The 23,971-nt window shown below is 65.0% G+C and carries 24 protein-coding genes and 1 riboswitch; of the genes, 9 read left to right on the top strand and 15 right to left on the bottom strand.

Annotated elements, in window-relative coordinates:
* The first annotated feature begins 61 nt into the window (after positions 1-61).
* Both AB0362_RS05235 and AB0362_RS05230 read left to right on the top strand, forming a co-directional pair.
* Positions 62-1,465: a hemolysin family protein gene (locus AB0362_RS05235; protein WP_094639256.1), complete on the top strand. Its 1,404-nt coding sequence runs from the start codon at positions 62-64 to the stop codon at positions 1,463-1,465.
* A complete protein-coding gene (locus tag AB0362_RS05230; RefSeq protein WP_068055764.1) occupies positions 1,462-2,481 on the top strand; it encodes a hemolysin family protein in 1,020 nt (339 codons plus the stop codon). Before AB0362_RS05235 ends, AB0362_RS05230 begins: the two co-directional genes overlap by 4 nt.
* A 325-nt stretch (positions 2,482-2,806) precedes the next feature.
* Here AB0362_RS05230 and AB0362_RS05225 read toward each other — a convergent pair whose 3' ends face one another.
* A complete protein-coding gene (locus AB0362_RS05225; protein ID WP_068055767.1) occupies positions 2,807-3,286 on the bottom strand; it encodes a DUF6764 family protein in 480 nt (159 codons plus the stop codon).
* A 207-nt stretch (positions 3,287-3,493) separates the two neighbouring features.
* Here AB0362_RS05225 and AB0362_RS05220 point away from each other — a divergent pair, with 207 nt between their 5' ends.
* Positions 3,494-3,844, top strand: coding sequence for a VOC family protein (locus AB0362_RS05220; RefSeq protein ID WP_366235055.1), 351 nt, complete (start codon positions 3,494-3,496; stop codon positions 3,842-3,844).
* A gap of 10 nt (positions 3,845-3,854) precedes the next feature.
* On the opposite strand, the gene AB0362_RS05215 is transcribed toward AB0362_RS05220, so the two are convergent.
* Positions 3,855-4,229 (bottom strand): helix-turn-helix domain-containing protein, encoded by a 375-nt coding sequence (locus AB0362_RS05215; protein WP_366235054.1) that lies wholly within the window; start codon positions 4,227-4,229, stop codon positions 3,855-3,857.
* Positions 4,230-4,342: 113 nt separating this feature from the next.
* On the opposite strand from AB0362_RS05215, the gene AB0362_RS05210 reads away from it, so the two are divergent.
* Together AB0362_RS05210 and AB0362_RS05205 are read left to right on the top strand one after the other, a co-directional pair.
* Positions 4,343-5,197 carry an SDR family oxidoreductase gene (locus AB0362_RS05210; RefSeq protein WP_149404954.1) on the top strand — a complete coding sequence of 285 codons (855 nt, stop codon included), beginning with the start codon at positions 4,343-4,345 and terminating at the stop codon, positions 5,195-5,197.
* Between the two features lie 59 nt (positions 5,198-5,256).
* The gene (locus tag AB0362_RS05205) at positions 5,257-5,841 is read left to right on the top strand and encodes an FKBP-type peptidyl-prolyl cis-trans isomerase (RefSeq protein ID WP_366235425.1); all 585 of its coding nucleotides are present in this window, start codon (positions 5,257-5,259) and stop codon (positions 5,839-5,841) included.
* 91 nt (positions 5,842-5,932) lie between these two features.
* On the opposite strand, the gene AB0362_RS05200 is transcribed toward AB0362_RS05205, so the two are convergent.
* Complete coding sequence (locus AB0362_RS05200) at positions 5,933-6,562, bottom strand: lipocalin family protein (protein WP_149404955.1); 630 nt, start codon at positions 6,560-6,562, stop codon at positions 5,933-5,935.
* The gene (locus AB0362_RS05195) at positions 6,559-8,592 is read right to left on the bottom strand and encodes an MMPL family transporter (RefSeq protein ID WP_366235424.1); all 2,034 of its coding nucleotides are present in this window, start codon (positions 8,590-8,592) and stop codon (positions 6,559-6,561) included. The genes AB0362_RS05200 and AB0362_RS05195 overlap by 4 nt, the downstream gene beginning before the upstream one ends.
* 207 nt (positions 8,593-8,799) lie before the next feature.
* Between AB0362_RS05195 and AB0362_RS05190 the strand changes: the two genes are divergently transcribed.
* Together AB0362_RS05190 and AB0362_RS05185 are read left to right on the top strand one after the other, a co-directional pair.
* The gene (locus AB0362_RS05190; protein WP_317548163.1) at positions 8,800-9,279 is read left to right on the top strand and encodes a MarR family winged helix-turn-helix transcriptional regulator; all 480 of its coding nucleotides are present in this window, start codon (positions 8,800-8,802) and stop codon (positions 9,277-9,279) included.
* Positions 9,280-9,558: 279 nt separating this feature from the next.
* Complete coding sequence (locus AB0362_RS05185; protein ID WP_231893846.1) at positions 9,559-9,897, top strand: STAS domain-containing protein; 339 nt, start codon at positions 9,559-9,561, stop codon at positions 9,895-9,897.
* Between the two features lie 176 nt (positions 9,898-10,073).
* Here AB0362_RS05185 and AB0362_RS05180 read toward each other — a convergent pair whose 3' ends face one another.
* The 3 genes from AB0362_RS05180 to pruA form a co-directional block, all read right to left on the bottom strand.
* The gene (locus AB0362_RS05180; protein WP_094639319.1) at positions 10,074-10,262 is read right to left on the bottom strand and encodes a hypothetical protein; all 189 of its coding nucleotides are present in this window, start codon (positions 10,260-10,262) and stop codon (positions 10,074-10,076) included.
* 200 nt (positions 10,263-10,462) lie between these two features.
* The gene (locus AB0362_RS05175; protein ID WP_317810545.1) at positions 10,463-11,407 is read right to left on the bottom strand and encodes a proline dehydrogenase family protein; all 945 of its coding nucleotides are present in this window, start codon (positions 11,405-11,407) and stop codon (positions 10,463-10,465) included.
* On the bottom strand, positions 11,404-13,053 hold the full coding sequence (gene pruA / locus AB0362_RS05170; RefSeq protein WP_366235053.1) for an L-glutamate gamma-semialdehyde dehydrogenase: 1,650 nt from the start codon (positions 13,051-13,053) through the stop codon (positions 11,404-11,406). The genes AB0362_RS05175 and pruA overlap by 4 nt, the downstream gene beginning before the upstream one ends.
* A 99-nt stretch (positions 13,054-13,152) precedes the next feature.
* Between pruA and AB0362_RS05165 the strand changes: the two genes are divergently transcribed.
* Complete coding sequence (locus AB0362_RS05165; RefSeq protein WP_366235052.1) at positions 13,153-14,724, top strand: helix-turn-helix domain-containing protein; 1,572 nt, start codon at positions 13,153-13,155, stop codon at positions 14,722-14,724.
* 80 nt (positions 14,725-14,804) lie between these two features.
* Here the strand turns inward: AB0362_RS05165 and AB0362_RS05160 are convergent, their stop codons facing one another.
* The 8 genes from AB0362_RS05160 to AB0362_RS05125 all read right to left on the bottom strand — a co-directional run bounded on the left by AB0362_RS05160 (position 14,805) and on the right by AB0362_RS05125 (position 23,063).
* Entirely contained in the window at positions 14,805-15,815 is a 1,011-nt protein-coding gene (locus AB0362_RS05160) for a LacI family DNA-binding transcriptional regulator (protein WP_366235051.1), read from the bottom strand.
* A 72-nt stretch (positions 15,816-15,887) separates the two neighbouring features.
* On the bottom strand, positions 15,888-17,219 hold the full coding sequence (mmsB, locus tag AB0362_RS05155) for a multiple monosaccharide ABC transporter permease (protein WP_068055806.1): 1,332 nt from the start codon (positions 17,217-17,219) through the stop codon (positions 15,888-15,890).
* Positions 17,216-18,754: a multiple monosaccharide ABC transporter ATP-binding protein gene (gene mmsA, locus AB0362_RS05150; RefSeq protein ID WP_366235423.1), complete on the bottom strand. Its 1,539-nt coding sequence runs from the start codon at positions 18,752-18,754 to the stop codon at positions 17,216-17,218. The genes mmsB and mmsA overlap by 4 nt, the downstream gene beginning before the upstream one ends.
* 8 nt (positions 18,755-18,762) lie before the next feature.
* Complete coding sequence (gene chvE, locus AB0362_RS05145) at positions 18,763-19,899, bottom strand: multiple monosaccharide ABC transporter substrate-binding protein (RefSeq protein WP_317548168.1); 1,137 nt, start codon at positions 19,897-19,899, stop codon at positions 18,763-18,765.
* Between the two features lie 209 nt (positions 19,900-20,108).
* Complete coding sequence (locus tag AB0362_RS05140; RefSeq protein WP_094615630.1) at positions 20,109-20,912, bottom strand: ABC transporter; 804 nt, start codon at positions 20,910-20,912, stop codon at positions 20,109-20,111.
* A gap of 32 nt (positions 20,913-20,944) precedes the next feature.
* Positions 20,945-21,259, bottom strand: a complete 315-nt coding sequence (locus AB0362_RS05135) for a multidrug efflux SMR transporter (protein WP_068055819.1) — start codon at positions 21,257-21,259, stop codon at positions 20,945-20,947.
* 11 nt (positions 21,260-21,270) lie between these two features.
* Positions 21,271-21,333: riboswitch (guanidine-III (ykkC-III) riboswitch) on the bottom strand.
* Between the two features lie 45 nt (positions 21,334-21,378).
* A complete protein-coding gene (locus tag AB0362_RS05130) occupies positions 21,379-22,116 on the bottom strand; it encodes a TIGR03943 family protein (protein ID WP_366235050.1) in 738 nt (245 codons plus the stop codon).
* Positions 22,113-23,063, bottom strand: a complete 951-nt coding sequence (locus AB0362_RS05125; protein ID WP_366235049.1) for a permease — start codon at positions 23,061-23,063, stop codon at positions 22,113-22,115. Before AB0362_RS05125 ends, AB0362_RS05130 begins: the two co-directional genes overlap by 4 nt.
* Before the next feature lie 175 nt (positions 23,064-23,238).
* On the opposite strand from AB0362_RS05125, the gene AB0362_RS05120 reads away from it, so the two are divergent.
* Positions 23,239-23,946, top strand: coding sequence for a response regulator transcription factor (locus AB0362_RS05120; protein WP_068055814.1), 708 nt, complete (start codon positions 23,239-23,241; stop codon positions 23,944-23,946).
* The last annotated feature ends 25 nt before the right edge of the window (positions 23,947-23,971 follow it).

Genomic DNA, 23,971 nt, shown 5'->3' with positions numbered 1-23,971 from the left:
AACCCGGGCCGGACACGGCCCCCCGCACCACAGCTACTACGTGCGAGGCGGTGTCCGGCGAATGAGCGTTCTGCTCACTCTTCTGCTCGGCCTGCTCGTCGTTTTCCTCATCACCGTCGCGACCGGCTACTTCGTAGCCCAGGAATTCGCGTACATGACCGTCGACCGGTCCCGGCTCAAGGCACGTGCCGAGGCCGGTGACGCCGTCGCCGCTCGTACCCTGACCGTCACCAAGCGCACGTCCTTCATGCTGTCCGGTGCTCAGCTGGGCATCACGGTCACCGGCCTGCTGGTCGGCTATGTCGCCGAACCGCTGATCGGTCAGTCCTTCGGCGCGATACTGGGCGGCGTCGGAGTTCCTACGGCTGTCGGTGTCGGCCTCGGTGCCGTTCTGGCGATCACGTTCGCGACGTTCGTGCAGATGCTCTTCGGTGAACTGTTCCCGAAGAATTTCGCCATCGCCCGCCCCGAGCCGGTGGCTCGATGGCTCTCGCTGTCGACGACCATCTACCTCAAGCTCTTCGGGTGGTTGATCACCATCTTCGACCAGTCGTCGAACCTGTTGCTCAAGGCTCTCAAGATCGAGCCGGTGCACGACGTGGAGCACTCGGCGAGCCTGCGCGACCTCGAGCACATCGTCTCGGATTCCCGCGAGACCGGCGATCTGCCCGACGAGTTGTCGACGCTGCTCGATCGAATCCTCGATTTCCCCACTCGCACAGTCGAACACGCGATGATCCCGCGCTCACGATCGGCGACGGTCCGAGACACCGACACTCTCAGCGAGGTCGCTGCCCTGATGGGGCAGGAGCACTCGAGGTATCCGGTGCTCGACGAGGACGACGGTATCGTCGGCGTCGTCCATCTCGCGGACGTCCTGTCCGCGACGGTGCCGGGTTCCACACCGATCTCCGAGCTCACGCGTGACGCGCTGATCCTCCCGGAGATCCAGACCCTGCCCGACGCGATGCGCGAGTTGCGCTCGACCAAGAACCAATTGGCTTGTGTGATCGACGAATACGGCGGTCTGACCGGCGTCATCACGATCGAGGACCTGGCCGAGGAGCTGGTCGGCGAGATCACCGACGAGCACGACGACGACCTGTCCGATCCGAGCCCGGTCAGTGCCGACGACGGCAGCTGGACCATGGCCGGCGAGGTGCACGTCGACGAGGTCGAACGTGCCATCGGCATCGATCTGCCCGAGGGTGACTACGAGACCATTGCCGGTTTCGCCATCGCGCACAACGGATCTCTCCCCGATGTCGGGGAACGGATCGAAGTGGACCTACCACCGGACAACGCCGATCTGGCGAACGACGAGGAGAGTCCCGTTCGTTTCGTCATCCTCGAGATCGAGGAGATCGACAGCCACGTCCCGTCCCTGCTGACTCTGACGCTCGGCGAGCGTGACCCCGAACACGACGACGAGTCGGCCGAGTCGAAGGAAAGTGTGCACCGATGAGCAACATCTGGATTTTCCTGGCCGTCACGATCGGCCTCATCGCTGCCAGTGCCTTCTTCGTGGCCGTCGAGTTCGCGCTGCTGGCCGCCAAGCGGCATCGGCTCGAAGACGCGGCACCCAATTCACGCTCCGCTCGTGCGGCGCTGCGCAGCTCGTCCGAGCTGACGGTTCTGCTCGCCGGCTCCCAGCTCGGCATCACCGTCTGCACCCTCGGTCTCGGTGCGACGACGAAGCCGGCCGTGCACTACTGGCTCACGCCCCTGTTCGAGAGCGGCGGCCTGCCGTACTGGTTCGCCGACGTCCTCGGTTTCGTGCTCGCGCTGATCATCGTCACCTTCCTGCACCTGGTGGTCGGTGAGATGGCTCCGAAGTCCTGGGCCATCGCCCATCCGGAGAAGTCCGCGACGATGCTCGCAATCCCTATGCGCGCGTTCATGTTTCTCACCCGTCCGGTGCTGACGGCACTGAACAACATGGCGAACTGGTGCCTGCGGCGGGTCGGCGTCGAGCCGGCCGACACCGTGGGTACGGGCCAGAACGCGGACGACCTTCGGCAGCTGGTGGAGCATTCGGTGAACGTCGGTGCCCTCGATGCCAGCTATCAGGCGCAGATTTCCAGTGCGCTCGAACTGCAGGAATTGACCGTCGGCGACCTGGTGCGTCAGTTCGGCAAGCCCACGTCGGTACCGTCGACGGCGACCATCGACGACGTGCGCGAGGCCTCACGTCGCTCGGGGCATCTGCGGATCCTGGTCAGCGACGCGGACGTGGTCAAGGGCGTGGTGCACGTGCGCGACACGTTGACCGCTCCGCAGACCCTCGCCGAGATCACGCGTCCGGCATACACGCTGGAGGCGACGACGCCGGTGTACGTTGCCCTGCAGTCGATGCGCGAGACCCGGCATCACCTGGCACTGGTGGTCGACGGTTCGGCGGCGGCGGACGATCCGGCTCGCAGCGTCGGCGTCGTGACCCTGTCGGATGTGTTGACCCGACTGTTGCCCCAGCCGGTCTGATTCGATTCCGGTTTCGAACGAGACATCCCCGCCCGGCCGAGAAGGCCGAGCGGGGATGTCTTCGTCGTGACGGGTCGAAAGAACTCAGATCGGGGCGACAACCAGCAGGTGTGCCCAGTACGACGCGACGTCGTGGCCGAGTTGGGGGAGCAGAACGTCGTAGAGCAGGTAGGACATCATTGCCGTCGAACTCCTTGTTCAGCGTGCCGTTTCCGACTCGCGTTCCGAGATTGTGGGTGACCGAGACTGCCGGTCACTGAGACTGTAGATCACACAGCCTTCGGTGACATCCATATCGCCCACTCGCACCCCCCCGTGGCGCACGTCAGCCGATGCAGCCCTGCAGGGTGGTGAAGCTGCCCGCGATTCCGGCACCGTTGCACACCGCGCCGTTCGGGGTGAGGGTGATGGTGGAGCCCGGTGCTGCCACCGCGATGGAGAGCCCGAGACCGGCTGCGGTGTTCTGTGCGACGGCACCGGGGCCGAAGGCGATAGCTGCAGGCGCGCCACCGAAACTGCCGTTGCTCACTGCAGTTCCACCGTTCAGTCCCAGTGCAAGGGCGGCTGCGTTGTTCATCGCCTCGGCCGAACCCCAGCCCTCGAGGCCGAGGCCGGCCGCCGCACTCGCGACGTCGGCGGAGCTGTCGCACTGCGATCCTCCGACGAGCGCAGCGACATCGGCCCCTCCGGGTGCGGTGGTGCAGGCGACCGGTGCTGCGGATGCAGTGCCGGGTACCAGTGCCGCGAATGCACACGCGAATCCGAATGCTGCCGCCCCGCCAACAATCCTCTTGGTGTGGAACATGATGAATGCCTCCCCAGATCAGTGCGTCGACACCGGTGTGCCGAGCGTCTCGGTCGTCGGGCCGGTGTTGCGCAGGACCCGCACGCCTGAAGTCGAGTCTCGACGGGTCCGAACGCGGCACGGGTTCGGCATCATCACGGAAACGTCTCGGTAGTATCACGCTGAAATAACGCGCTGGTGGGTGTTCGCGGCCTCTAGGATCGGACCGTGATCGGACGCATCGACGAGGTGGTTTTCGACTGCACGGACCCGGCATCGCTGGCGCAATTCTGGGCCGCGATACTCGGCGGAAAGCCGATGGTGCGTGACGCCGCATGGCACTTCGTCGACGTCTCCGGGTTCACTCGGCTGGCATTTCAGCGAGTCCCGGAGAGCAAAGCGGGTAAGAATCGACTCCACCTCGACGTCGCCGTATCGGATATCGACCGTGCCGTCGGGTCGGCCGTCGCCTTGGGCGCGAGGGTGCTCGGCGACCGACACTCCGACGCGGCGGGAACCTTCCAGGTGCTGCTCGATCCCGAGGTCAACGAGTGGTGCCTGGTGACGCCGCCCGCCTGAGCCCGGCCGATCAGCGGGCGTCGTGTTCGGCGCGTGACTCGAGGACGGCAGGCATGTTGCCCTCGATCAGTTCGATGAGATCGGCCAATCGGGTACCGACGTCGCGTCCCAGCGGTGTGAGGCTGTACTCCACCTTCGGTGGAATGGTCTCGAGGACGGTGCGGACCACGAGGCCGTCCCGCTCGAGGGTCTGGAGGGTCTGCGAGAGCATGCGTTCGCTGACGCCGTCGACGCGTCGGCGCAACGCGTTGAATCGATAGTCGCCCTCGGTGAGGGCGGCGAGGGCGAGCACGCCCCACCTGCTGGTGGCGTTCTGCAATGTCTGCCTCGACGCACAGTCACGCGCGAAGACGGACGCTTCGAGAGATTCTGCGGGCTCGGACATATCGCCATGCTAGCGCATATCAAAGAGTCAGTAATAACTAGAAGGGTTGCACTGCACGAAAAGTAAGTGCATAGTGAAGGGGTACTCGACACCTCGACTTCAGGAGTTCGATCATGACCACAGCGGTAACAGGAGCAACGGGCAATCTCGGCGGACTCGTCGTCGACGCACTCATCGAGCGTGGTGTCGAACCCGCCGACATCGTGGCGGTCGTCCGAAACGCGGACAAGGCCGCTCCGCTGGCCGAACGCGGTGTCGTGGTTCGGGTCGCCGACTACTCCGATTCCACCGCGATGACGGCGGCTCTCGCCGGCGTCGACAAGCTTCTGCTCGTCTCGGGCTCGGAGGTGGGTCAGCGAATTGCGCAGCACACCAACGTGATCGAGGCAGCGGAGGCCGCCGGAGTGGGCCTGATCGCCTACACCAGCCTGCTGGCCGCAGACACTTCGGGAGTGAGCCTCGCGCCCGAGCACAAGGCCACCGAGGAGCGCCTCGCCGCGTCCGGCATCCCCGCGGTGTTCCTGCGCAACGGCTGGTACTGGGAGAACTACCTCGGTTCGCTCGCCCAGACCGTAGAGAGCGGAGTGCTCCTCGGCGCGGCAGGCAACGGCAAGCTCGCCGCCGCGTCTCGCGTCGACTTCGCCGCCGCGGCCGCTGCCGTGCTGACACTCGACGATCAAGGCGGAAAGATCTACGAGCTCGGCGGCGACGAACGCCTCACCTACGCCGAGCTTGCGGCCGTCATCGGCGAACTCTCCGGCAAGCCGATCGCCTACAAGGACGTCTCGGAGTCTGAATACGCCGCGATTCTCCAGGGCGCAGGACTGCCCGACTTCGTGGCAACCATGCTGGCCAGCGCGGATGCCGGGATTGCCCGCGGCGAACTCGACACCGATTCCGGAGACCTGCAGGCCCTGATCGGTCGAGCGTCCACCCCGGTCGCAGAAGTACTCCGCGCCGCAGTGTGACGGACATCGGGGGCGGTACTTGTAGCGTGGGCGCGGTGAATCACTCCTACACCCGCACCATGTTCCTGGCCGCCTCCGTCTCGCTCGTCGTGCTGACGGGCGCGTGCAGCTCGGACGAGGACACCTCGTCCCCGGCGCCTTCCACGTCCTCCGCGTCGTCGGACGCCGGTGCTCCGGCCGCCTCGAGCACCTGCCCCACGGAAGCACCCGACGCGGCAGCCATTCCGGAATGGACGCTGGACGGGGACTCCGGCAGCATGGCCGTTGTCGGATCCACCGACACGGCCGCGCCCGCGGTCACCGTCGACGCACCGTTCGCCGTCGGCGAGACACAGGTCGAAACGCTGATGGCGGGAGATGGACCGGTCGTCGCAGCCGACGCCGAGGTGTCCGTCTGCTACATGGGCGTCAACGGACGCACCGGGGAAACGTTCGACAGCAGCTTCGAGCGGGGCGCGCCGGTCGATTTCCCGCTCGACGGAGTTGTCGCAGGCTTCCAGAAGGCCATCGCCGGACAGACCGTCGGCTCGACCGTCGCCGTTGCGGTCACCTCGGCCGACGGCTACGCCAGCGGCAATCCGGCGGCCGGAATCGAGCCGGGCGACAGCTTGATCTTCGCGATCTCGATCCTCAGCGCGGCGTAGCCGCAGTGGTGCGGTCGAGTGCCCCAAGGGGCACGCGGGAGTGGAGCCCGCGAAACGACCCGGGAACGGAGCCGCACCACTGCCGCAGGCATTACACCGTCGAGAGCTGCTGAATCGTCGTCGCGCCGCCCGGGGTGGGTGTCGTGGTGATGAAGTTCGAGTCGTAACCCAGCGATTCGACGACGCCACGGATCTCGCGGAACTGCTCGACGCTGACGTCGGGCGTGCGCTTGAGCACGAATCCGGACGTGCGGGTTGGGCTTCCGACGAACGCCCACGAGTAGTCGTCGGCGATGTAGGCCACGATGTAGTTGGTCGGTCCCTCCTGGCTCTCCTGCGTGGGAACGCCCGGGAAGCTCACGTGCAGTTGGGCATTGGTGACGGTGTCGTTGACTCGTGCGTTGCCGACGATGCGGTTCTCCTGGCCCGTCCAGGTGGTGCAGGTGTTCTCGACGCGAATGTTGGCGTCGTCGATCATCTGGTAGTTCGCCTGGGTGTCGCGGGCGCAGATCAGGTTGAAGGGCTGCGGCACCGCGGCGACCTGGTTCCAGGTGCCCAGGTAGCGCTCGACATCGAGTGACGGGATCGGAGCCAGCGGCTCGAGTCCGACCGATCCCAGCGGTCCGACCGGCTGCGCCTGAGCGGGGGCCGCGGTCAGCAGTGCGCCTGCGGCCAGGGCACCGACGAGTGCGGTGCGGCCGAATGCGTTGCGGATCTTCATGTGTTCGCTCCTTGGGTTGCGGATGTGTTCTTGTTCGAGTCGATCCTGTTCGGCCACCAGATCCCCGGGCCGATGAGGGTGAACAGGGCGGGAATCACGACTGTGCGTACAACGAAGGTATCGAGCAGAATACCCAGTCCGACGATGATTCCGAGTTGGGTCAGGGTGATCAGCGGCAGGACGCCGAGCACGCAGAACACGGCTGCCAGAACGATTCCCGCGCTCGTGATGACACCTCCGGTGGCCGAAACCGCCCGCACGATGGCAGATCTGGTGCCGTGCCGGGGCGTCTCCTCCCGGGTGCGAGTGACGAGGAAGATGGTGTAGTCCACGCCGAGCGCGACCAGGAACAGGAACGCGAACAGTGGAGTGTTGTCGTCGAGGGCGGGGAATCCGAAGACGTGCAGGCTCACCCAGCTGCCGATCCCGATAGCGGCCACTGCGCTCAATACCGTTGTCGCGACCAGGATCAGGGGCGCGACCAGGGCGCGCAACAGCACCAGGAGCACGGCGAGCACGACCGCGAGAATCGCGGGAATGACCACGAGGCGATCGCGGGCCGCTGCGTCGGTGGTGTCGAGTGCCTTGGCGTCGCTGCCGCCTACCACAGGGGTGAAGCCTGCGGAACGACCCTCGGGCGCTGCTCCGTCCACGCCGGTGAGTGCGGCGCGGAGGTCCTCGACGACGGCGAACGACTCGTCGGATGCGGGAGCCGCATCGGTGACGACCGAGAGGCGGGTGAGTCCGGTGTCGGAATCTGCGACGCGATCGACCGAGACGACTCCGTCGATGCCCTCGGCGGTGCTGATGACTGCATCGATGTCGGCGGTGGGAGCGAGGACCGTCATCGGATCGGCCGATCCGGCCGGGAAGTGCTGGGAGAGGGTGTCGAAGCCTTCGACGGACTCGGCGGTGACACGGAACTGCTCGGTTTGCGAGAGTCCGATCTGAGTCCCGAACAGTGCGGCGCAGCAGGCCAGCAGTGCGACGATCGTGATCGAGGCGGTAGCCACGGGGCGTCGGGCGACTCCCGCGGCGATCGAGTGCCAGACGCCCTCCGTGGTGGTGTCACGGTCCGATTCCTTGGGAACGAAGGGCCAGAACAGCTTCGGGCCGCACAGTTTCAGTAGAGGCGGAAGTACGAACAGGACGAACACTGCTGCGACGACGAGACCGGCCGCGGCCAGCGCCCCGAGGCTGCGGGTGCTCGGCAGCATCGCGAGGAGCAAGGTCAGCAGGGCCAGTACGACGGTTGCGTTGCTGGCGAGGATGGCGGGCCCGGCCTGGCGAACGGCGCGGTGCAGGGCGAGGCGATGATCGGACTCGCGACGCAGTTCCTCGCGGTATCGAGAGATGAGCAGCAGTGCGTAGTTCGTGCCTGCGCCGAACACCAGCACACTGGTGATTCCCGAGGTCGAACCGTCGAAGGAGAGCCCGGTGGCCTGGGCCAGCACGGTGCCGACGGTGGTGGCGAATCGGTCGGCGAAACCGATGACGGCCAACGGCACCAACCACAGGATGGGTGATCGGTAGGTGACGATGAGGAGGACGGCCACCACGAGCGCGGTGACGGCCAGAAGCGTGAAGTTGGCTCCGGAGAACGAGTTCGCGATGTCGGCACCGAAAGCGGGTCCGCCGGTGACCTGGGCAATCAGATCGGGTGAGAGGCTGTCGCTCGCAGCGGATCGCAGTTCGGTGATCAGTTCGTTGAGCGTGAAGCCCGACAACTCGGAATCGACCTGGACCAGCGCGATCGCAGCTTTGCCGTCGGGAGCGACGATCGGGGGCGGGCCGGGCTCGTCCGGCACCGAGCGATCGACGGCGAGCAGCCTGCTCTGTGCGGCAGCTGCGCCCTCGATGTCGGCGGCTGTCAGGTCGCCGCCGTCGGCCCGGCTCAGAACCAGGATCACCGGTGCGGAGTCGGAATCCGGGAACTGGGAGAGAAGCTCGTCGACCTGGTAGGACTCGGCCGACGTCGGCAACGAATTCGGCGATTGGTCGGCGGAATCGTTGCTGCCGACCAACCCCATCACGGCCACGGCGAGGATGAAGATCGCTGCCGCCAGCGCCCCGGATCTGCGCCCGGTGGCCGCGACCGCGACGCGGTCCCAGACGGTCTTGTTCTCGGTTCGAGTGCTGTCCACGAAGAAACAATCTCATTTACTTAGATATTAAGCAACTGAATCTCTTGCGGGCAGTAGTCTGACGGTGACCGCAGCGAAGGAGTTACCACCGACATGGCCGACCGAAACCACCTCGAATCCGCGATTTCCGCGGATCTACGAGCGCTGTCGTCGGTCTCCGAACAGATCGGCCAAGTGTTCGGCGCTCAACACAGCCTGCGGCCCAACGACTTTCGGGCTCTGTTGCACGTCATGGTCGCCGATGTCGAGGGTGCGCCGCTGACGGCGGGCGAACTGGGCACGATGCTGGGGCTGTCCTCGGCGGCGATGACTTACCTCGTCGAGCGCATGATCACCTCCGGGCACATCCGCCGCGAATCCGACGCATCCGATCGACGCAAGGTCATTCTGCGGTACGACGAGCACGGGATGGAGGTCGCTCGCGGCTTCTTCGGCCCCCTCGGTAAGCGGACGAGCGCCGCATTGGCGGACCTCCCCGATGGCGATCTCGCCGCCGCCCATCGGGTGTTCGAAGCGCTGATCGGCGCTATGCGCGAACATCACGCGGACCTGGGAAACAGCCGTCGCGCGTAGGGGCCGCGCCCGGCGCGATGTTCGAACCGCTGGTGGGTGGCCTGTTCTGGCCAATGCTGGACTCCGAGCGTGCGAGTGCCGTAGGGTTGGCCACGGTTGAGCTAACAGCCGGTCACGGGGAAACGCAGCGAAGTCGGCGTCCGGGTCAGGCTAAAATTCTGCTCCCGCTGCGTCAATCGGTTTCCCCCTCAGTTCGACCGATCGATGGGATCTGCCATGAGTGTTGAATCTTCAGGCAACAAAGTTCGAACCACCCCGGTGACTGTCGCGGAGAAGTCCGTGTCCGTCGCAGCAACCGGAGCAATCTTCACCGCGCACGACGGCCCCGACGGCTCACTCGTCGTCGCCGTCCACGGCGACATCGACATGCGCAGCGCGCCGATGTTCTCCGATTTCGTCTGCAGCCGCGTGTCCAGCAAGAGGCATGTCACCCTCGATCTGTCCAATGTCGAATTCTTCGGCATCGCAGGTCTCACAGTTTTCGATGCAGTCCGTGACTACACGGCCGGCATCGGCGCATCATGGTCGATCGTCGCAGGACGCTCGGTCTCACGTCTGATCCAGGTCGCCGACCTCGAGTCCACGATTCCGACGGCTCGTCCCTCGAACGACCGGTAATACTCCGGCGATCATCGCCGCGACAAGAGGTGGGCAGCTCCAGTACGGGGCTGCCCACTGTTCGTCGTTCTCGAGTCGTCTGCCCCCGAGTTGCCTGTCCCCGAACGAACGAACGACCCTGCAGAACGGCGTAGCCGGTGTACAGGGTCGTTCGAAGTTGTTGCAGCCCAGGAGAACTAGTCCTCGGTTCCCTCCGAGGCGCTGAAGAAGGCCCACTCGCCGTCGTGCTCGACCTCGAGTCGCCATCCCAATTCCTCGTTGTCCGACTTGCTGTCCTTGAACCAGGCGTGTGCGTCCTCCGAACTGGAGATGTCCTTGGTCTCGACGACGGTTCCGTGCGGATCGATAACTCTGTAATTTGCCATGACGTCGGGATGCCCCGATGTCGCACGACCTAATCCACGCTGGAACGCCGAGGCGAGAGGGCGGCCGACTCCGGTGGTGTACAAAAGCGCGCGCATTCGTCGAATGCTCGCGAAATCGCCTCGGAAACCACGCGATTCTGCGCGCAGCTGGCAAACGCGCGCGCTTGTGCGGTGAGCGAGCGAGTTGTCGAGTGCACCCGCTACGTGCGCGAGAGCACCGATCGCGCGAAGAACATCAGGTTCGCCGGACGCTCGGCCAGTCTGCGCATGAAGTAGCCGTACCACTGCGACCCGTAGGGCACGTACACGCGAACGTGCCGCCCGGCATCGACGAGTCGGCGCTGCTCGGGATCGCGGATGCCGTAGAGCATCTGGAACTCGAACTCCTCCGACGACCTGCCCGCGGACGCCGCGAACTGCTCCGCCGCGTCGATCATCTCCGGATCGTGTGAGGCCACCATCGGGTAGCCGCGACCGTTCATCAAGACCTGCAGGCACCTCAGGTACGAGTCCGAGACCTCGCGTGCACTCTGAAACGCCACCGACGACGGTTCGTTGTACGCACCCTTGCACAGGCGGATCCGAGATCTCGGCCCGGACAGGTCCCGGCAGTCGGCCTCGGTGCGTCGCAGATACGCCTGCAGCACCGTGCCCAGATCCGGAAAGTCCGCGCGCAGTTCGCGGACGATCGACAGGGTCGAATCGGTGGTCGTGTGATCCTCGGCATCCACCGTCACCCACACCCCGGCCGCAGTGGCAGCAGTGCAGATCGTCCGTGCGTTCTCCAGCGCCAGGGTTCGGTCGATTCCCTGGCCGAGCGCGGACAGCTTGAGTGAGATCTCCAGCGCTGTCGCATCGGCAGTTCGCGTCGAAAAGCGTTGTATCAGTGACAGATACGCGTCCACCGTCGCCATTGCTTGGACTCGGTCGGTGGTGTCCTCACCGAGGTAGTCCACCGAAACGAACCGGCCCGACGCCAGTAGGGCGTCGACTGCGGTGACGGCCGCGGGCTCGGATTCACCTGCGACGAATCGGTCGACGAGGGATCGGGTGGCGCGCAGCCGCGTCACCGTCGCCTGCAGTTTCGGTGAACGCGCCGCCGCCAGCAGCGCCGGCCGCAGCGGATTGCTCAGCAGGGTGGTCATCGCGTGCCCTCGCCTTCCTGGTGGGGGTAGCCGTGGGTGGTCGGCGGGACGAACGTTTCCTTCACGGTGCGGGCCGAGGTCCACCGCAGCAGGTTCTGCGGTGAGCCGGCTTTGTCGTTGGTGCCCGATGCACGGGCTCCGCCGAACGGTTGCTGTCCCACCACTGCGCCGGTCGGTTTGTCGTTGACGTAGAAGTTGCCGGCGGCGAATCGCAGTGCCGCATGGGCCTTTTCGACGGCGGTGCGATCGGTGGCGATGACCGCTCCGGTCAACGCGTACTTCGAGCCACTGTCCACGGCGCGCAGGGTCTCGGCATAGGCGTCGGGCCTGGCGTCGTCGTAGACGTGGACGGCGAGAATGGGGCCGAAGTACTCGGTGGTGAAGGCCTCGTCGGTGGGATCGTCGCCGAGAAGAACGGTGGGGGAGACGAAGTAGCCCTCCGAGTCGTCGCAGGTACCGCCTGCAGCAATGGTCAGGCCGGGGACGGACTTCGCTCGGTCGAGGGCAGCTGCGTTGCGGTCGAACGCCTTTCGGTCGATGACGGCACCGCCGTAGTTGGACAGATCGGTCACGTCACCGTACTTCAGCGCCGAGACCTGCTCGACGAACGAATCGCCCATCGAAGCCCACAGCGATTTCGGTACGAATGCCCGGGACGCTGCCGAGCACTTCTGTCCCTGGAAGTCGAACGCACCGCGAATCATGGCGGTGGTCAACACATCCGGATCGGCCGAGCTGTGCGCGACGATGAAGTCCTTGCCGCCGGTCTCCCCGACGAGCCGTGGATACGAGTGGTAGTTCGAGATGTTGTTGCCCACCTGACGCCACAGCGTCTGGAATGTCGCGGTGGATCCGGTGAAGTGGATGCCGGCCAGCCGTGGATCGGCAAGGGCGACTTCGGACACCATCGGCCCGTCGCCGAGAACGAGGTTGATCACCCCTGGTGGCAACCCTGCGGCTTCGAGCAACTGCAGCGTCAGATATGCGGCCACGGCCTGGGTGGGCGAGGGCTTCCACAGCACGGTGTTGCCCATCAACGCAGGCGCGGTGGGCAGGTTGCCTGCGATGGCGGTGAAGTTGAACGGAGTGATGGCGTAGACGAAGCCCTCGAGCGGACGGTATTCGACGCGATTCCACACTCCCGGTGCTGATATCGGCTGCTCGGCGAGAATCTGCCGGGCGAACGTGACGTTGAACCGCCAGAAGTCGATGAGCTCGCAGGGTGCGTCGATCTCCGCCTGATAAGCAGACTTGGACTGACCGAGCATCGTTGCAGCAGAGATTCTTTCGCGCCACGGACCGGACAGCAGATCGGCGGCCCGCAGGAACACCGCGGCGCGCTCGTCGAAGGGAAGATCGCGCCACATCGGCGCGGCTGCCGTCGCGGCGTCGATGGCGTCGCGCACATCCTGGTGGCCGGCACCGGCGAAACTGCCGATGACCGACGAGTGCTTGTGCGGTTCGACGACGTGTTCGCGTGGGCCGTCGGCCTGTCGATGAACTCCGCCGATGACCTGATGGATCTCGACGGGGGAGGAACGCAGTTCGCTCAGGCGGGAACGCAAGCGGGTGCGCTCCGGACTACCCGGGGCGTAGGTGTTGACCGGCTCGTTGGTGGGGGTGGGGACGGATGTGACGGCGTCCATGGCTGCTCCTCGGCTTCGGTGTGTGCTGCTCATTGAAGTCCGATCCACACCGCGTTCAATCAGCTCATCGGCCAAAGAATTTGTGATCTACTTGTCCTCATGGCCAATGCGGTGTCGCTGCGTTCGATGCTGACCTCGCTGCACAGCGCCGTCGTCGAACTCGTCCTCGCGCCCGCCGGAACGGACATGGGCGTCGAGTCCGTCGCGCTGCTCGATGCCGACGACCTGCGGCTACCTCCGGGAGCATCCTCCGATCTGACGCTGCTGGTGGGCGTGACCGAGGCCGATGTGATCCGGTGGTTCGACGATCTCGCGTTGCGTCCGGTCGCAGACCGACCACTCGCGGTGCTGACCAAAGTCGCCGCCTCGACCGCGCTGTCCCACGGTGCCCGGGAGACCGGCATCGCCTTGGTCGCAGTGCACCAGCAGACACGGTGGGAGCTGTTGCTGTCGATGATGCGCGGAGTTCTCGATCAGGCCCGATCGCAGAGCCCCGACGACGGACTCTTCGGAGCCGACACCGACCTCTACGAACTCGCGCAGACGGTGGCGTCGCTGACGAAGGGCATGGTGAGCATCGAGGACGAGCGCTCGCATGTGTTGGCCTACTCGGCATCCGACGACGCGGCCGACGAGCTGCGCACCCTGTCGATCCTCGGACGCGAAGGGCCGGCCGATTATCTGCGCAGACTGCACGAGCGTGGCGTGTTCGATCGACTCCGCCGCACCGACGACGTGATCGACGTGCCGGCCGATACCGAACTGGAGATTCGTCGACGCCTCGCGGTCGGGATTCGTCGCATGCACGGCAGCCGGACGACTCTCGGGACGATCTGGGTACAGGAGGGTGCCGCCCCGCTCGCCGCCGACGCCGACGCGGTACTGCGCGGTGCCTCCGCCGTCGCGGCCCGACTGATCACCCGGATCGCGAACGCCCCGACCAACGAGGCCCTGCAGATTCAGCGCCTGCTCGGGGCAAGGGGCGGCGGAGTCGACGTACCGTCGCTGGCGTCTGCGCTGTCGATACCCACCTCGGGATCCGCGGCTGTCGTCGGATTCGCGGCCTGCGGAGACTTCGAGATCAGCGCCCTGGCACCGTCTGTTCGACTGCATGCCAGCGCTTTTCGACGAGACTCATTGGTCACCACCATCGGTGAGAGAATCTACGCACTGTTTCCCGGGGTGGCGTCGGGCACGGGGATTGCGGGGTGGACCGCTGACGCCGTCGGACGAATCGAGACGCGTACCTCGCTGGCGTTGCGCGCTGCGGTCGCAGCCCCGATCGCAGACCTCGAGGGCGTGGCCGTGGCCAGATTCGAGGTCGACCGAGTACTCGACGGCACCACCGGCGAGGTGCGGGTCACCACGCTGGAGGAGTCGAGAACCTCGGTGTTGCTGGGCGAAATCCTGGAACTGATCACCAATCACGAACAGCTGCGAGACCCGCGCATCGCCGCCCTCGACCGATACGACGCCACCAACGAGTCCAGAATGCGCGAGAGTCTCGAGACGTACCTGGCGTGCTTCGGCGACGTTCGGGCTGCCGCCGAGCGATTGCACATTCACCCGAACACCCTGCGCTACCGCATTCGCCGCGTCGAGCAGATCCTGGACCTCGATCTCACCGATTCCGACGCACGTCTACTCGTCGAAATCCAACTGCGTCTGTGATCGGCTTCGCCGCACGTGAGCAGGAGTGGAGCCCGCGGAACGACCCAAGTGAGCGAAAACTCGTAGCAGGCTACGAAGTTTCATGCACGTGGGGTGCCGGTGCTGGATCGGATCACCAGGGTCGGTTCGATGCTCGAACGCCTGGTGCTTCGGTTTCCGGTGTCGATCTGGTCCAGCAGAATTTCGACGCTTCGTACGCCGACGTCGGTGAATTCCTGGCGAATGGTGGTCAGGGGCGGTGAGAAGAATTCCGCGTCGGGAACATCGTCGAAGCCGACCACGCTGACGTCCTGCGGTACTCGCTTTCCGTGGACGTTCAGCGCGCGGAGCACCCCGAGCGCCATCGAGTCGTTGCCTGCGAACACTGCGGTGACGGCGGCGTTCCCGGCCAGTTCGCTGCCGGCCCGAAAGCCTGATTTCGCGGTCCAGTCGCCGCCGAGGGTGGGCGGCGGTTCGATGCCTGCTTCCTCGTGGGCCAGCCGCCATCCGGTGACGCGGTCGCCGGCCTCGTACCACCCCAGCGGTCCGGCAACGTGCCACACGGCGCTGTGTCCGAGCGAGAGCAGGTGACTGGTTGCGGCCCTGGCTCCGGCGATCTGGTCCACCGAGACGACGGCCAGATCACCGGCAGGCGAACCCTCCACGGCGACGAGTGGGAGTTCCCCGGCCAGATCGGCGATGTCGCCGCCGTCGGTGCGCAGAGGCGCGATGACGACGACGCCGTCGACACCCTGCTTCTGCAACCGGCGCACACAGGTGATGATGGCTGCCTCGTCGAACGAGGTGGGGACGCCGACCACCACGGAGTAGCCGGCGTGACGGGCTGCGTACTCGACGCTGTACAGCGTCGACACCGGACCGTAGAGAGCGTTTCCGGTCCCCACGATTCCGATGGTCTTGCTGCGGCCGGTCACCAGAGCGCGAGCAGCAGTGTTCGGTCGGTAGCCGAGTTCCGAGATCGCTTGATGCACTTTGGTTCTCGTCGCTTCGGTCACGTTGGGATGACCGTTGATGACGCGGGAGACGGTCTGATGGGACACGCCGGCGAGACGGGCGACATCGGTCATGGCGGGTCCGCGAGTGGGTGTCATCTTTCGAGCCTCCCTTCGTGATCGAAGACAATCACAGCATGCCCGGGCCGGTGGTGCCCGCGACTGTGTGGATTACGTGGGTGTTGTCACCGCGGAACCGGTCGTGGTGGGCGCAGGCTTGCCTGGCTCGGCACCGGAGAACATCTCGGCCGGCACAGGCACTCCCAGATAGCTGCTCGGAGGCGCAGCTTTGTCGCCCTTGTTGCCCTTGCCGCTCGCTGCTCGGCGCTTGGTCCAGATGTCGAATGCCACTGCGGCGAGCAGTACCAGGCCCTTGACCAGCTGAACGCGTTCGCTGGGCGAACCGATGAGCGACATTCCGCTGTTGATTACGGCGATGATGAGTCCGCCTGTGAGCGCACCGACGATGCGGCCGACACCGCCCTGCACCGCTGCGCCACCGATGAAGGCCGCGGCGATAGCGTCGAGCTCGAAGCCGTTGCCTGCAGTGGGACCGGCCTGGTTGAGGCGGCCGGCGAAGATGATTCCGGCGAGGGCGGACAGCACTCCCATGTTGACGAAGATCCAGAAGGTCACCGGCTTGACCTTGATACCGGACAGCGACGCAGCGTGAATGTTTCCGCCGATGGCGTACACGTGCCGACCGAACACCGTCCTGCCTGCCAGCGTGGAATAACCCATCACCAGTACGGCGAGAAGGATCAGCACGTACGGCAGGTTCTTGAAGCGCGCCAGCTGGACGGCGACGGCGAGAACCAGACCGCCGGCCAGAACCATCTTGAGCAGGAACAGGGGCATCGCGTCGACGGCCTGGCCGTACTTCTGCCGACCAGTCCGAGAACGCCACTGCGTGAACACGATTCCGGCAACGGCGAGGATCGCGACGAGCAGGGTGAAGATGTCCGCACCCCCGAGCGGCCCGAGTCCCACGTTGCCCAGGAAGCCGGGGAGGAAGCCGTTGGAGAGAGTACGTACGGGTCCGGGGAACGGTCCGATGCCCTGGTTACCGAGAACGATGAGGGTGACCGCGCGGAAGATGAGCATGCCGGCCAGGGTCACGATGAATGCCGGAATGCCGAAGTACGCAACCCAATAGCCCTGCCAGGCTCCGATCAGACCGCCGATGATCAGCGTGATGAGCACCGCAAGAGGCCACGGCACGTTCTGCTGAACCATCAGCACACCCGAGATCGCTCCGGTCGCCGCGACAACCGATCCGACGGACAGGTCGATGTGGCCCGCGATGATGATCACGACCATGCCGATGGCCAGGATGAGGATGTACGAGTTCTGGACCACCATGTTGCTGATGTTCTGCGGGACCAGCAGTTGGCCGCCGGTGAGAACGGTGAACAGCAGGATGATCAACGCGAACGCGATGAAGATCCCGCTCTGGCGGAGGTTTCGCGTGAGCAGCCCCCGTACGGTCGACAGCTGGTTCATCGAAGTACTCCTGTTCCACGGGTCATGAGGTGCATGAGGGATTCCTGTGTCGCGTCCTCGCGAGTCACCTCACCGGTGATCCGGCCTGCGGACAGCGCGTAGATCCGGTCGCACAGCCCGAGCAGTTCCGGTAGCTCGGAGGAGATCACCAGAATTGCCTTGCCAGCGTCGGCGAGATCGTTGATGATCGAATAGATTTCGAACTTCGCGCCGACGTCGATTCCTCGCGTCGGTTCGTCGAGGATGAGCACGTCGGGATCGCTGAAGATCCACTTGCTCAGCACGACTTTCTGCTGATTGCCGCCGGAGAGCTTGCCGACGACGGCAGAGACGTTCGGTGCCTTGATGTTCATGCTCTTCCGGAAGCCTTCGGCCACCTTGTATTCCTGGTTGTCGTCGACGAAGCCACCGGTCACCAGTTTGTCGAGTGCCGCAGTGGAGATGTTGCGTTTGATGTCGTCGATCAGGTTGAGGCCGTAGCGCTTTCGGTCCTCGGTGGCGTACGCGATTCCGTGATGGATGGCGTCGCTGACGGATTTGACGTGTATTTCCCTGCCGTACTTGTACAGTCGCCCCGAGATGTCGATGCCGTAACTGCGTCCGAAGACACTCATGGCCAATTCGGTGCGTCCGGCACCCATCAGCCCGGCCAGGCCGACGATCTCACCACGGCGCAGCGTCAGATTCGCTCCGTCGACGACGGTTCGGCCGTGCTGGGTCGGACTGTGCACGGTCCAGTCCTCGATACGCAGAACTTCCTCTCCCACAGTGGATTCGTGTGGTGGGAAACGGTGCTCGAGATCGCGGCCGACCATCAGCGAGATGATGCGATCCTCGGTGACCTCGGGGCTGCGCATGTCCAACGTCTCGATGGTGCGGCCGTCGCGAATGATCGTGGTGCGGTCGGCGACGGCCGCGATCTCGTTGAGCTTGTGCGAGATGATCACGCACGTGATTCCCTCGTCTCGCAGACCGCGCAGCAGGTCAAGCAGATGAGCCGAGTCCGAATCGTTCAGTGCTGCAGTCGGTTCGTCGAGAATCAGCAGCGTGACGTCCTTGGACAACGCCTTGGCGATCTCGACGAGTTGCTGTTTGCCGACACCGAGATCGTTGACCACGGTGACCGGGTTCTCCCGCAGCCCTACCCGATTCAGTAGGGCTGCGGCCTCGGAATTGGTTCGGTTCCAGTCGATGAACCCGCGCCTGGACCGCTCGTTGCCGAGAAAGATGTTCTCGGCGATGGACAGGTACGGACTCAGCGCGAGTTCCTGATGGATGATGACGATGCCCTCGGCCTCGCTGCTCCGGATGTCGGAGAACTCGCAGGCGCGACCGTCGAACACGATCTCGCCGTCGAATGTGTCGTGTGGATACACACCCGACAGCACCTTCATGAGCGTCGACTTTCCGGCGCCGTTCTCACCGCAGATCGCGTGGATTTCGCCGCGATTGACCGAGAGAGTGACATCCTGCAGCGCCTTCACGCCGGGAAACGTCTTGGTGATGCCGCGCATCTCCAAGATCGGGCTCGCCATCTCCGAACTCACTTCAACTGATCCTCGGTGTAGTAGCCGCCTTCGACCAGCAACTGCTCGTAGTTGCCCTTGTTGACGATCTCGGGCTGCAGCAGGTACGCCGGGACGACCTTCTCGCCGTTGTCGTAGTCCGTCGTGTTGTTCGTCTCCGGCGTCTGACCGTCGAGCATGGACTGAGCCATCGCGATCGTGACCTCGGCCAGTTGCCGGGTGTCCTTGTAGATCGTGGAGTACTGCTCGTCGGCGATGATCGACTTCACCGACGGCACCTCGGCGTCCTGACCGGTGACGATGGGGTAGGGCTGCCCTGCCGTGCCGTAGCCGTTGCTCTTGAGCGCGGAGAGGATTCCGATCGACAGGCCGTCGTACGGCGAAAGCACGCCCTGAACCTTCTGGCCCGAAGAGTACGTCTTGGTGAGCAGATCCTCCATGCGCTTCTGCGCGGTCGCCGGATCCCAGCGCAGGGTGGCGGCCGTCTCGAAGTCGGATTCGCCGCTGCCGATCTTCAGTCTTCCGTCGTCCAGGTACGGCTGCAGAGTCTCCATCGCGCCGTCGAAGAAGAACGTGGCGTTGTTGTCGTCCGGAGAACCGGCGAAGACCTCGATGTTCAACGGACCGGCTGGGGCGTCGGCCTTGTCGGTGCCGTCCTCGTTCTTCAATCCGAGGCCGACGAGCAGAGACGTGGCCTGGTCGACGCCGACCTTGTAGTTGTCGAACGTCGCGTAGTAGTCGACGTTGGGGGAGTTGCGGATGAGGCGGTCGTACGCGATGACGCCGATGCCGTTGTCCTTGGCTTCCTGCAACTGGGTGGTGATCGCGGTGCCGTCCACCGAGGCCACGATGAGAAGCTTTGCGCCCTGGGTGATCTGGTTCTCGATCTGATTCACCTGGGTGGGAATGTCGTTCTCCGCGTACTGCAGATCGACCTTGTAGCCCTGTCCCTCGAGCGCGCTCTTGAGATTGTCGCCGTCGGCGATCCATCGAGCCGAGGACTTGGTCGGCATCGTCACGCCGATCAGCGCGCCCGCCGTGCTTCCGCCGTCGGCCGGCTGGACGTCCGCCGTCTTGGTGCTCGATCCGCATGCGGTGACCGTGATGGCCAGTGCCACCGCGGCCGCGGCCATGGGTAGATGTCGAAACTTCATCGTTTCTCCCTGCTCGGTGAAATCAGATCTCGAAGTTGGTGGAGAGTGGCCTCGTCTGTGCCGCACATCACATCAAGACGAAAGTGTGAGCGATAACATGGGCATTGTCAAAGTTTATTTTCCGCACCCCCGCTAACCAGTGTGAGCGCTAACAACGAGTCACCGCCGCAGCCCCGAGAGTCGAGAATTTCGCCGCAGGGGCCGGGGCGTCAGTGCAACTCGTGAACCGACTGTTTCCCGCTCTTGAGCCAGCGACTCGGGAGTCGGCCGACCAGCTCGCCCAGTGGGTGGACCGCAGCCGAGAGGATCTCCACGGAATCCTGCAGGATGTCGATCGAGATGCTCATCCGCTCGATGTTCGGGGCCACCGACGTCAGTGTCTCCGACAGCTTGACCAGCTGATCGAGCGGTCCGCCCTTGGCTGTCAGTCGCTCGACGGCACCGTCCTCGGCGAGCAGCGTTTCGAGGATGCCCTCCTCGGCGATGGCACGCTCGATCAGGCCGTCCTGACGCGTGAGCACCTCGAGCGGGCCGTCCTTGGCCGTCAGTCGTTCGAGCGGTCCGTTGGTGGCGGTGATGCGGTCGAGCAGACCGCCTTCGGCGAGCAGTCGTTCGAGCGGTCCGTCCTCGGCGAGCAGCCGGTCCAAGGGTCCGCCCGGAGCCAGAATTCGCTCGACCGGGCCACCCGGGGAGAGCAACCGCTCGAGGGTGCCGTCCTCGGAAGTGAGGCGGTCGACGACGCCGCCCTGGGCGAGAAGGCGGTCCAAGGGTCCGCCTTCCTTGAGTGCGTTGCCCAGGGCGCGGTCGTCGGAGGTGAGTTGGCCGAGCTGGGCGAGCAGTTGCATGGTGCCGCCGCGTGGATTGGCGAGCGAGGCGACACCTGCGGTGCCGGATGCACCGGTGGCCAAGGCCATCCTGGTGGTGGCCAACGCGACCTCCGCGACGCCGATCGCCTGCTCGGCGATGGCAATTCCGGCGCGCGCGGGCAGTGTGATCGCTGACACCCAATTCATCGTTTTACTGTAACTGCTCGTAGCTCGGAAAATCAGTGAAGAACCTTCAGTCCCACGACGCATCCGACGATGCCGACCAGAAGTGCCACCTTGAGCAGTGATGCAGCTTCTTCGCCGGTGATCATGGCGTACGCGACGGTGAGGGTGGCACCGATTCCCACCCAGACGGCGTAGGCGGTACCGGTGGGCAACGACCGCATCGCGACCGCGAGACCGATCATGCTGAGCACCACTGCGACTCCGAAGACGACGGACGGTCCGAGTTTGGTGAAGCCCTCGGACTTACCGAGCGCTGTCGCCCAGATCGCTTCGAGAACGCCGGAGACGACGAGAATGAGCCAAGCCACGAAAATCACTCCTTGCACCGTCTTGTCGCTGTTCGGGTACGGTGCGCTCGTCCGATTGTCGGAAGTGACTTGTACGATCGTACCAATTCGGGTCGGTAGTGGCCATGGGTTTCGGGTTGTCAGTACGCGTACGTGTTCGCGGGCGCGTCGATTCGCTCGACCGTCGAGACGGTCATCGTGGGTGTGAACGCGGTGTCCTCCGTCGCTGTGGCCGCGTCGACGGTCCCCGATATCTGCAGCCAGGTGCCGTCCGAAATGTCGTCGAGAGACGCGCTACCTGCGTCGAGGTGGATGCGAACGGACCTGGCGTCGGCCGCGCAGCAGATGATGAGAATGCGAGCGAGATCAATGCCGTCCGTCGTGCCGTCGGCGCGCGGTGAGCCTCCGTTCGCGGTGGCGACGGCGAATCCGGTGACGCGAATCTCCCGTCCGTCGAGGCTGCCTTCGGTGTCTCTGACCGCGCGTTGTACGACATCGAGCAACGGAACCTCGGGCGCGCGCTCGTCCGGGAGAGGTGGAAACGCTGTCCGCTGACGGTCGGCCGCCGAGGTGACGGATCGATCGCCGACCGCGGAGACACCCAGCGCGGGCGGTGCGACGAACAGGATGACCGCGAGCGGGACCAACAGCAGCCAGTACGGACGCGAATCATGATCGTGCCCGTCGTCGGCCGGCCCCCCGCGGCGGATGTCGGCCACGATCGACGCGGCCGCCAGGAGCACGATCAACACGCCGGCAGTCAGCAGATACGGATGCAGCGACGGTTTGACGTATCGCACAAAGCTGCCGTCCAACGAAATCTTGACCATGGCTCCGCCGAGGAGAAACAGCAGAAGGTTCTGCACCTCGCGCTTCATCGCGCTCCCAGAACGAGGTAGCCGCACACCGAGGCGCACACGACCGCGACGACGAACGTCAGCGGGGCGAAACGTGCGACGAACCCGCGTCCGAAACTGCCCGCCTGCATCGCCATCAGCTTCACGTCGACGGCAGGTCCGACCACCAGGAAGACCAACCGCGGCAGCAGCGGCAGCATCGACATGCTGGCGGCGACGAACGCATCGGCCTCCGAACACAGAGCCAGAATCACCGCGAGTACGGCCATCACCAGGATCGACAGCAGCAACTGCCCGGCGAGATGGGCGAACACCCAGTCCGGAATCACCAGATGCAGCAGGGCGGCGGCCGCGGCACCGAACACGAGAAATGCCCCGGCCTGAAGCAGGTCCGCACGCGCCGACTCGCGGAACGTCTCCCACTTCGAGCGGTCGTGATCGTGCCCGCGATCGGCCAGCCGCGCGGTGATCCACTCCGCCTTACCGAACCGGGTCCACAGCCAACCCATCACCAGTGCAGTGGCGAGCGAGCCGAGGAACCGCGCGAGAACCATGCCGGGTTCGCCGGGAAAAGCCACCGCGGTCGAGACCAGGACGACCGGGTTGATCGCCGGTGCCGACAGCAGGAACGCGAGGGCGGCCGATGCCGGAACACCCTGATCCATCAGCCGACGCGAGACGGGAACGGCACCGCACTCACAACCGGGCAGCGCCATTCCGGCCAGTCCCGTCACTGCGACGGCAGCCGTTTCGTTCTTCGGGACCACTCGTCGCAGCACCGACGGCGAGACGAACGCGGCGATACTTCCGCTGACGAGCACTCCGAGCACCAGGAACGGCGTCGCCTGCACGAAGATCCCGGTGAACACCGTCGCGCCGGTCTTCAGCGCGGGGGACGAGTCGACCCACCGTGCGATATCGGCACCGAAGACGATGCCCAATACGAGCAGAGTTGCGAATACGTGCATGGATGACACGGGAGGCCGAGTCCTGATTCGGCCGTCGGTCTTCGCGTCGAGCATCGCTGCCATCATGCCCCCTGTGGCCGGGCTGTGTTGTCGGTGGCTCGCGGCAACTTCGTGTCGGTGGCTCACAGCAACCTCACAGCGAGAGTCCAGCGAACGAGCAGCATCTCGCGCGAAGATGGACACCGTGAGCGAGACACCCGAGGCCAGAGTCCTGATCGTCGACGACGAACCGACCATCGTCGAACTGCTGTCGGTCAGCCTGAGGTACCAGGGATTCGAGGTGGCGACGGCGTCGTCCGGCCCCGAGGCTCTCGACAAGGCGCGCAACTTCAGGCCCGAGGCTCTCATTCTCGACGTGATGATGCCCGGCATGGACGGGTTCGGTCTGCTGCGTCGACTGCGGGCCGACGGAATCGATGCGCCTGCCCTGTTCCTGACCGCGCGTGACTCGGTGGAAGACAAGGTGACCGGGCTGACTCTCGGTGCGGACGACTACGTCACCAAGCCGTTCTCGCTCGAGGAAGTGGTGGCCCGACTCCGCGTGATCCTGCGCCGGTCGGGCAAGAGCGAGGACGCGCAGCCGTCGCGAGTTGCGTTCGCGGACATCGAACTCGACGACGACACCCACGAGGTGTGGAAGGCAGGCGAGCCGATCTCGCTCTCGCCCACCGAGTTCACGCTGCTGCGGTACTTCATGGTGAACGCGGGAACCGTGCTGAGCAAGCCGAGAATCCTCGATCATGTGTGGCACTACGACTTCGGCGGTGAAGTGGGAGTGGTGGAGTCGTATGTGTCGTATCTACGTCGCAAGGTCGATACCGGAGACACTCGCTTGATTCACACACTGCGAGGCGTCGGCTACGTCATGCGCCAGCCCCGGTGACGGCCGTTCGAGGTCGGATTCGGAG

Source organism: Rhodococcus sp. NPDC079359, assembly GCF_040702585.1.
Lineage (GTDB): Bacteria > Actinomycetota > Actinomycetes > Mycobacteriales > Mycobacteriaceae > Rhodococcoides.
Note: the sequence above shows the minus strand (reverse complement) of the source record. Positions and strands in the feature narration are given on the sequence as shown.